9 protein-coding genes are annotated in these 8,254 nt (G+C 73.6%); 5 read left to right on the top strand and 4 right to left on the bottom strand.

Annotation, left to right across the window (positions count from 1 at the left end; genetic code table 11):
• Positions 1 to 248 precede the first annotated feature (248 nt).
• The 4 genes from NOD94_RS38885 to NOD94_RS38900 all read right to left on the bottom strand — a co-directional run bounded on the left by NOD94_RS38885 (position 249) and on the right by NOD94_RS38900 (position 3,646).
• Complete coding sequence (locus NOD94_RS38885; protein WP_281210977.1) at positions 249 to 905, bottom strand: DUF4360 domain-containing protein; 657 nt, start codon at positions 903 to 905, stop codon at positions 249 to 251.
• A gap of 61 nt (positions 906 to 966) precedes the next feature.
• Positions 967 to 1,632, bottom strand: a complete 666-nt coding sequence (locus tag NOD94_RS38890) for a DUF4360 domain-containing protein (RefSeq protein WP_281210969.1) — start codon at positions 1,630 to 1,632, stop codon at positions 967 to 969.
• A 339-nt stretch (positions 1,633 to 1,971) separates the two neighbouring features.
• Positions 1,972 to 2,880 (bottom strand): SDR family oxidoreductase, encoded by a 909-nt coding sequence (locus tag NOD94_RS38895; RefSeq protein WP_281210970.1) that lies wholly within the window; start codon positions 2,878 to 2,880, stop codon positions 1,972 to 1,974.
• Between the two features lies 1 nt (position 2,881).
• On the bottom strand, positions 2,882 to 3,646 hold the full coding sequence (locus NOD94_RS38900) for an SDR family oxidoreductase (protein WP_281210971.1): 765 nt from the start codon (positions 3,644 to 3,646) through the stop codon (positions 2,882 to 2,884).
• Between the two features lie 56 nt (positions 3,647 to 3,702).
• On the opposite strand from NOD94_RS38900, the gene NOD94_RS38905 reads away from it, so the two are divergent.
• From NOD94_RS38905 to NOD94_RS38925, 5 genes are read left to right on the top strand one after another with little or no spacing between them, the layout of a single operon-like run.
• Positions 3,703 to 4,452 (top strand): enoyl-CoA hydratase family protein, encoded by a 750-nt coding sequence (locus NOD94_RS38905; RefSeq protein ID WP_281210972.1) that lies wholly within the window; start codon positions 3,703 to 3,705, stop codon positions 4,450 to 4,452.
• Positions 4,449 to 5,300: a CoA-transferase gene (locus NOD94_RS38910; RefSeq protein WP_281210973.1), complete on the top strand. Its 852-nt coding sequence runs from the start codon at positions 4,449 to 4,451 to the stop codon at positions 5,298 to 5,300. Before NOD94_RS38905 ends, NOD94_RS38910 begins: the two co-directional genes overlap by 4 nt.
• Positions 5,297 to 6,076 (top strand): CoA-transferase, encoded by a 780-nt coding sequence (locus tag NOD94_RS38915; protein ID WP_281210974.1) that lies wholly within the window; start codon positions 5,297 to 5,299, stop codon positions 6,074 to 6,076. Before NOD94_RS38910 ends, NOD94_RS38915 begins: the two co-directional genes overlap by 4 nt.
• Before the next feature lie 4 nt (positions 6,077 to 6,080).
• Positions 6,081 to 7,166: a nitronate monooxygenase gene (locus NOD94_RS38920; RefSeq protein WP_281210975.1), complete on the top strand. Its 1,086-nt coding sequence runs from the start codon at positions 6,081 to 6,083 to the stop codon at positions 7,164 to 7,166.
• Positions 7,167 to 7,196: 30 nt separating this feature from the next.
• Positions 7,197 to 8,141 carry a tyrosine-protein phosphatase gene (locus NOD94_RS38925; protein WP_281210976.1) on the top strand — a complete coding sequence of 315 codons (945 nt, stop codon included), beginning with the start codon at positions 7,197 to 7,199 and terminating at the stop codon, positions 8,139 to 8,141.
• Positions 8,142 to 8,254: the final 113 nt, after the last annotated feature.

Raw genomic sequence — 8,254 nt, forward strand, 5'->3', positions numbered from 1 at the left:
GGGGGGGGGGGGGGGGGGGGGGGGGGGGGGGGGGGGGTGTGGGGGGGGGGGGGGGCGGGGGGGGGGGGCGCGCCCGCCCCCCCCCCCCCCCACGGGGGTGGCGCGGGCCGCGGGGCGCCGCGGCGAAGGGGCCGCCGCGTGGCGCGGGCGGCCCGGCGCACCGTGGGCGTCCCGCCCGTCGGCGTGGGCGGGACGCCCCGTGCGGGGCGGGGCCGGTCGCACGTCGGCCCCGCCCCCGGCTCACGGCGCTACGTCCGCGGCGCGGGGCACGCCTGCCAGGCGAGGTGGTACAGGGTGTTGACGCTGGCGTCGGTGGAGTCCATCGCCATGAAGCTGGTCGCCTGCGGGTTGGAGGTGCCCGCATTCACGCGCAGTTCGGTATTGATGTTGAAATTGCGTTTTTCCCCGCAGGGCGCCCATACCAGGTCGGCGTATTCCGTCCTGTCGGTCGCCTGCCAGTTGTCGTTGAGGGGTCCGCTGAACTGATGCGTCCGCTGGGAAGTCTGGGGCATTCCCTGGAAGTAGTAGTTCGCCCTTTCCTGGCCCCAGGCTCCCGGTTGGAGGAATGCGAATCCGCGGTAGTCGGCCTGGACGATCGCGTAGGTGAAGCCGCTGGGCACGTGGACGCGGAGGTTGAGCTGACAGTTCTTGCGGAAGGCCGTGGGCGGGGCGCCGGGGCCGACCTGGGCGAGGTACTCGCTGTACGTGACGGTGAAGGCGGTGTTGTCCGGGGCCACGGCGACCTCGGCGGTGCCTTCGCGGCAGCCCGAGCCGTTCACGGTGGCGAGTTCGATCACGATCTTGTCGGGCGGCGCGGTGATCGGGCCCGATCCGGAGGCTCCGGCCGGCGTGGCGGTGGCGATCAGGGCGGCGGTCGCGCCGCCGACGAGCAGGGTGCGGGACAGCGAGGGGGACATCGTCATCACTCCTGACGGGGTCGGGGGTTGCCGTACTCGCTCGCGCCGGTCAGCCCGCGGGGCATTCCTTCCACTCGAAGTGGTAGACCGTGCTGACGCTGCCGTCCGTCGAATCCATGCTCATGAAGCTCGGGGCCTGCGGGTTCGACGTCCCGGTGTACACCCGCAGTTCGGTGTTGACGTTGAGGTTGCGTTCCTCGCCGCAGGGCGCCCAGACGAGGTCGGCGTACTCCGTGCGGTCGCTCGCCTGCCAGTTGTCGCTGACGGGGCCGTTGAACTGGTGGGTGCTGCGGGCGGTCTGGGCCTGGCCCTGGAAGTAGTAGTTCGCGCGTTGCTGGCCGAAGGCGCCGCGCTGGAGGTGCGCGAAGCCGCGGTAGTCGGCCCGGGCGATGGCGTACGTGAACCCCTGGGGGACGTGGATCCGCAGGGCGAGCTGACAGTTCTTGCGGAACTCGGTGCCGCCGGCGCCCGCCCCGGCCTGGGCGAGGTAGTTGCTGTACGTGACGGTGAACGCGGTGTTGTCGGTGGCCGCGGCGACCTCCGCGGTGCCCTGCGGACAACCCGATCCGTTCACCCCGACCACGTCTACGGTAATTCTGCCGGGCGGCGGTGTGTACGGGGAGTCGGCCCGGACCGGCGCGGCCACGACCGACAGGGCCACCAAGGCCGCGCCGGCCGCACCGGCCACGCCGGTACTCAGTCTGCGGAGCTGCATTTTCTTTTTCTCCATCCGGTCGGAACCACTGCCGAATTGGGCGTGGACATGCCACCACAGCGGCGGCGGGACTGGGAAGGACCCGATGTGGCCAATGGCCGTCGGCCGCATTTCCTGGCCGGATTCCGCGCGGGCCGCGATGTCCGCGTCACCCCGCCCAGCAGCCCGGCGTCCCCTGCCCGGCCGCGGCGGGCGGGCCGGCCGCGCCGCCGAAGATGTCCAGAAGCGCGCAGCGCGGCACGGCGGGGCGCGGCCCGCACCGGACCGCGCCCCGCCGACTCCCCTACGCCCCGCCGCCCCTCCTTCGCGTCCCCTGCGCCCCCCTGCGCCTCGACGGCGCTACTGCGCCCCGTACACCGGGTGCGGCGGTTCGGCGGTGGCCAGCAGTTTCGCCGCCGCCTCGCCCGCCTCGGACGGGGTCCGGCGGGCCCCGCTGTCCGCGGTGGGTCCGGGGCGCCAGCCCTCCATGACGGTGATCCGGCCGCCCTCGGTCTCGAAGACCCGGCCCGTGACCCCGGCGGAGGCGTCGGAGCCGAGCCACACCACCAGCGGGGACACGTTCTCGGGGGCCATCGCGTCGAAGGCGCCGGCCGCGGGGGCGGACATCGTCTCCGCGAAGGTCCGCTCGGTCATCCGGGTCCGGGCGGCGGGGGCGATGGCGTTGACCTGGACCCCGTACCGGCCCATCTCGGCCGCCGCGACCAGGGTCATGCCGAGGATGCCCGCCTTGGCCGCGCTGTAGTTGCCCTGCCCGACCGAGCCGAGCAGCCCGGCGCCGGAGGAGGTGTTGACCACCCGCGCGGCCACCGGCCGGCCGGCCTTCGCCTCCGCCCGCCACCAGGCGGCGGCCTCCCGCAGCGGCAGGAAGTGGCCCTTGAGGTGGACCCGTACGACCGCGTCCCAGTCGTCCTCGCCGAGGTTCACCAGCATCCGGTCCCGCAGGAACCCGGCGTTGTTGACGAGGGTGTCCAGCCGACCGAAGGCGGACACCGCGCACTCCACCAGAGAGGCGGCGCCCGCGCCCGTCGCGATGTCCCCGCCGTGCGCCACCGCCTCCCCGCCCCGCTCCCGGATCTCGGCCACGACCCGGGCCGCCGGCCCGTCCGCCTCCGGCCGCCCGTCGAGCCCGACGCCCAGGTCGTTGACGACGACCCGGGCCCCTTCCGCCGCGAAGGCCAGGGCGTGGGCCCGGCCCAGCCCCCGTCCCGCGCCCGTCACGACGACCACGCGTCCGTCCGCCATGCCCATTTCAGCTCTCCTTGTTGACAGTTGCCGCATCGAGGAACGCCGGACGTTCGCCGCCGCCGTGTACCAGCAGGCTCGCCCCGCTCACGTAGGCCGCCCGGTCCGAGGCGAGGAACACCGCCGCCTCCCCCACGTCCGAGGGCTCGGCCAGCCGACCCAGGGGCACGGTCGCGCCGACCGCGGCTACGCCCGCCTCGTCGCCGTAGTGCAGGTGCGACAGTTCGGTCCGCACCATGCCCAGGACCAGCGAGTTGACCCGTACGTCGGGCGCCCATTCCACGGCCATCGACCGGGCCAGGTTCTCCAGGCCCGCCTTCGCGGCCCCGTAGGCCGCCGTACCGGGCGAGGGCCGGGTCCCGCTGACGCTGCCGATCATCACGACCGAGCCGCGCGCCGCGCGCAGCCACGGATGCGCCGCGAGCGAGGCCGTCAGCGGGGCCACCAGGTTGAGGTCGACGACGCGCGCGTGCCGCTCGGCCTCCCCCTCGCCCAGCAGCCGGTACGGGGTGCCGCCCGCGTTGTTCACCAGGCAGTCGAGCCGCCCGTACCGCTCGGCGACCCCGGCGAAGAACTCCCGTACGGCGTCCGGGTCGCGCAGGTCGAGGGCGGTGAAATCGGCCTGCCGGCCGGCCGCCCCGACCGGTTCGGCGGGCGGGCGCCGCGCGCAGACGACGACCCGCGCGCCCGCCGCGAGGAACGAGCGGGCGATCCCGGCGCCGACGCCCCGGGTTCCGCCCGTGACGACGACGACCCTCCCATTGAGCTCCATCGGCTGCTACCTTCCTCACCTAACAAATGTTTGGTGGAAAGGTAGCTGATCCGCTCATGGGTGTCTCCACCTCCAGCCCGGACAAGGGCATCGCACTCGTCACAGTCGACTTCCCACCCGTCAACGCGCTGCCCGTGCAGGGCTGGTACGACCTCGCCGACGCCCTGCGCGCGGCCGGCCGCGACCCTGCGGTCCGGTGCGTCGTCCTGGCCGCCGGCGGCCGCGGCTTCAACGCCGGGGTCGACATCAAGGAGATGCAGCGCGACACCGGGCACTCCTCCCTCATCGGGGCCAACCGCGGCTGCGCCGAGGCCTTCGCCGCCGTCTACGAGTGCGAGGTCCCCGTCGTCGCGGCCGTGCACGGCTTCTGTCTCGGCGGCGGCATCGGGCTGGTGGGCAACGCCGACGCGATCGTCGCCTCGGACGACGCCACCTTCGGCCTGCCGGAACTGGACCGGGGCGCCCTCGGCGCCGCCACCCACCTGGCCCGGCTGGTCCCCCAGCACCTGATGCGCACCCTCTACTACACCTCCCGCACCGCGACCGCCGCCGAACTGCACGCGCACGGCTCGGTCTGGAAGGTGGTGCCGCGGCAGGAGGTGCGGGACGCGGCCCTGGAACTGGCCGCCGAGATCGCGCGGAAGGACGGCTACCTGATCCGCCTGGCCAAGGCCGCCATCAACGGCATCGACCCCGTGGACGTGCGCCGCAGCTACCGCTTCGAGCAGGGCTTCACCTTCGAGGCCAACCTCAGCGGTGTCGCCGACCGGGTCCGCGACACCTTCGGGAAGGAAGGGACGGCGTGAGCGACAAGACGATGACCCCCGAGGAGGTGGTCGGCCGGCTGAGCAGCGGCATGACCATCGGCATCGGCGGCTGGGGCTCCCGGCGCAAGCCGATGGCCCTGGTGCGGGCACTGCTCCGCTCCGGGATCACCGATCTCACCGTGGTGTCCTACGGCGGCCCCGACGTGGGCCTGCTCGCCGCCGCCGGCCGGATCCGCCGGCTGGTCGCCCCCTTCGCCACCCTCGACTCCATCCCGCTGGAGCCGCACTTCCGGGCCGCCCGCGAGAGCGGCGCCCTCACCCTCACCGAGCTCGACGAGGCCATGTTCATGTGGGGCCTGCACGCCGCCGCGAACCGGCTGCCCTTCATGCCCGTCCGCGCCGGCCTCGGCTCCGACGTGATGCGGGTCAACCCGGAGCTGCGCACCGTGACCTCCCCCTACGCCGACGGCGAGGAGTTCGTCGCCGTCCCCGCCCTGCGCCTGGACGCCGCACTGGTCCACCTCAACCGCGCCGATCGCCTGGGCAACGCCCAGTACCTGGGCCCCGACCCGTACTTCGACGACCTGTTCTGCGAGGCCGCGGACGCCGCGTACGTCTCCTGCGAACAGCTCGTCGAGACCGCCGAGCTGTCCAAGGCGGGCCCCCCGCAGTCCCTCCTCGTCAGCCGGCACTCGGTCACCGGGGTCGTGGAGACCCCGAACGGCGCCCACTTCACCTCCTGCGCGCCCGACTACGACCGCGACGAGGCCTTCCAGAAGCTCTACGCGTCCACCCCCTGGCCCGAGTTCGCCGCCCGCTTCCTGTCCGGTGCGGGCGAGCACGACTACCAGTCCGCCGTCCGGACCTGGCACGAGGAGCAGAGTTGAGCACCCAGCCCGGAGCCCCGTCCGGCACCACCGCCGGCGCCCCCGCCGCCTCCCCCGTCACCCGGGCCGAGTACTGCGTGATCGCCTGCGCCGAGGCCTGGCGCGACAACGGCGAGGTCCTCGCCGCCCCGATGGGTCCGGTCCCCTCCGTCGGGGCCCGGCTCGCGAAGCGGACGTTCTCCCCCGACCTGCTGCTGACCGACGGCGAGGCGACGCTGATCGGCCTCGACGGCACCCCCGAGGGCTGGCTCCCCTACCGCCGCCACCTGACGATGGTCACGGGCGGCAAGCGGCACGTGATGATGGGCGCGAGCCAGATCGACCGGTTCGGCAACCAGAACATCTCCTGCATCGGCGACTGGGAACGGCCCGCCCGCCAACTCCTGGGGGTGCGGGGTGCGCCCGTCAACACCCTGAACAACCCGGTGAGCTACTGGATCCCCAGGCATTCGACCCGGGTCTTCGTCGAACGCGTCGACATGGTCAGCGGGGTCGGCCACGACCGGGCCGAGGCGGCCGGGGTGACCCGCTTCCACCGGCTGCCCCGGGTCGTCAGCGACCTCGGGGTGTTCGACTTCGCCGGACCGGACCGCTCGATGCGCCTGGCCTCCGTACATCCGGGCGTGAGCGTCGATCAGGTCCGCGCGGCCACCGGCTTCGAGCTCGCGGTGACCGGGGAGGTCCCGTACACCCGGGAGCCGTCACCCCTGGAACTGCGGCTGATCCGCGAGGTGATCGACCCCCGGGGCCTGCGCGACCGCGAAGTGCGGGGCTGACGCCGTGGAGACGGCGTTCACGAAGCTGGTCGGGGTCCGCCACCCGATCGTGCAGACCGGCATGGGTTGGGTGGCCGGGCCGCGCCTGGTGTCGGCGGCGGCGAACGCGGGCGCCCTCGGGATCCTGGCCTCGGCGACGATGACGATCGACCAACTGCGCTCGGCGGTCCGGGAGGTCCGCTCCCGTACGGAGGCGCCCTTCGGGGTCAACCTGCGGGCGGACGCCGGGGACGCCGCCGAGCGGGTGGAACTGATCGTCGCCGAGGGCGTGAAGGTCGCCTCCTTCGCCCTCGCCCCGTCCCGGGAGCTGATCGCCCGGCTGAAGGACGCGGGCGTCGTCGTGATCCCCTCGATCGGTGCCCGCCGGCACGCCGAGAAGGTCGCCGCCTGGGGCGCGGACGCGGTGATCGTGCAGGGCGGCGAGGGCGGCGGGCACACCGGGGACGTGGCCACCACGGTGCTGCTGCCGCAGGTGGTCGACGCCGTGGACATCCCCGTGGTCGCCGCCGGCGGCTTCCACGACGGACGGGGCCTGGTCGCGGCGCTCGCCTACGGGGCGGCCGGGATCGCCATGGGCACCCGCTTCCTGCTGACCTCGGACTCCACCGTCCCGGACGCCGTGAAGGCCGAGTACCTGAAGGCCGCGGTGAAGGACGTCACCGTCACCACGGCCGTCGACGGGATGCCGCACCGGATGCTGCGCACCGAGCTGGTCGACGCCCTGGAGCGGTCGGGCCGCGCCCGGGCGCTGGCGCGGGCGGTCCGGCACGCGGCCGGTTTCCGGAAGCTGTCGGGGCTGTCGTGGTCCGCGATGGTCCGCGACGGCCTGGCGATGAAACACGGCAAGGACCTGTCCTGGAGCCAGGTCCTGCTCGCCGCGAACACCCCCATGCTCCTCAAGGCGTCCATGGTCGAGGGTCGTACGGACCTCGGTGTCATGGCATCCGGCCAGGTCGCGGGGGTGATCGAGGATCTGCCGTCCTGCGCGGAACTCGTCGACCGCGTCATGGCCGAGGCACACACCGTGCTGGACCGTCTGTACGGACACGGCGGTCCACACGTGCTCGGCACCCTGCCACCACCAGGGTGATCCCCCTTCTCCGTCACAGGAGTCGTCCACATGAGCCGTGCCCGAATCCGTCTGGTGATCGCGGCGGCCGCCGCCGTGCTCGCCGCCGGAACCCTGCCCGCCTCCGCGTCCGCGCAGGCGGCACCCGGAGCCGGGGTCAGCGCCCGGCACCTCCAGCCGCCGCGCTGGCAACAGTCGGCTGAAACGATTCGTCAGATTCCGCTCCAGGGCGCCGTCAACGTCCGGGACATCGGCGGCTACCGCACCTACACCGGTGGTCAGGTCCGTCAGGGGCTGGTCTACCGCTCCGACGCCCTGAGCAAGCTGACCGCGACGGACATCACCACCGTCGCCGGTCTCGGCCTCACGAAGGCCATCGACTTCCGCATCCCGATGGAGGTCCAGTACGACGGCGCCGACAAGCTGCCACCCGGCCTGTCCGCCACCGCCCGCCCGATCAGCGACCTCGGCCTGTACGGGACCCTCGTCGGCGCGATCGGCAGCGGCGACCCCGTCAAGCAGGAGCAGATGCTGGGCGGCGGCCGCGCCGAGGCCTACATGCGCGACATCTACCGCACCTTCGTGACGAGCCCCGAGAACCGGGCGCAGTTCGCGGCCACGCTGCGGGAGATCGCCAACGGCGACCAGGGGCCGCTGCTGTACCACTGCACGTCCGGCAAGGACCGTACGGGTTGGATGAGTTACGTCCTGCTGCGCGCCCTGGCCGTGCCCGAGTCGAGCGCCGAGCGCGACTACCTGGCCTCGAACACCTTCCGCGGTGCCTACGACGCCCAGGTCCGCGCGGGCCTCAAGCAGTCCGGCCGGATGCAGAACCCCGACCTGCTGATCCCGCTCCAGGAGGTCCGTCAGGACTACCTGGACGCGGCGACCGTCCGGATGGAGGCCGACTACGGCGGTTTCTACGGCTATCTGACGCAGGGCCTCGGCCTGGACCTGCGGACGCTGGCGAAGCTCCAGTCCAAGATGGTCCGGTAACGGCACCGGGCCCCGGGGAACCCGCACAACGACACCGGGCCGGGGGGGGGGGGGGGGGGGGGGGGGGGGGGGGGGGGGGGGGGGGGGGGGGGGGGGGGGGGGGGGGGGGGGGG

Source organism: Streptomyces sp. Isolate_45, assembly GCF_024721315.2.
Classification (GTDB): Bacteria; Actinomycetota; Actinomycetes; order Streptomycetales; family Streptomycetaceae; genus Streptomyces.

What these genes read in the sequence shown, in the direction of transcription:
- NOD94_RS38925 (WP_281210976.1), top strand. Translation starts at nt 7,197, where the DNA reads ATGAGCCGTGCCCGAATCCGTCTGGTGATCGCGGCGGCCGCCGCCGTG.
- NOD94_RS38900 (WP_281210971.1), bottom strand. Translation starts at nt 3,646, where the DNA reads ATGGAGCTCAATGGGAGGGTCGTCGTCGTCACGGGCGGAACCCGGGGC.
- NOD94_RS38890 (WP_281210969.1), bottom strand. Translation starts at nt 1,632, where the DNA reads ATGCAGCTCCGCAGACTGAGTACCGGCGTGGCCGGTGCGGCCGGCGCG.
- NOD94_RS38895 (WP_281210970.1), bottom strand. Translation starts at nt 2,880, where the DNA reads ATGGGCATGGCGGACGGACGCGTGGTCGTCGTGACGGGCGCGGGACGG.
- NOD94_RS38905 (WP_281210972.1), top strand. Translation starts at nt 3,703, where the DNA reads ATGGGTGTCTCCACCTCCAGCCCGGACAAGGGCATCGCACTCGTCACA.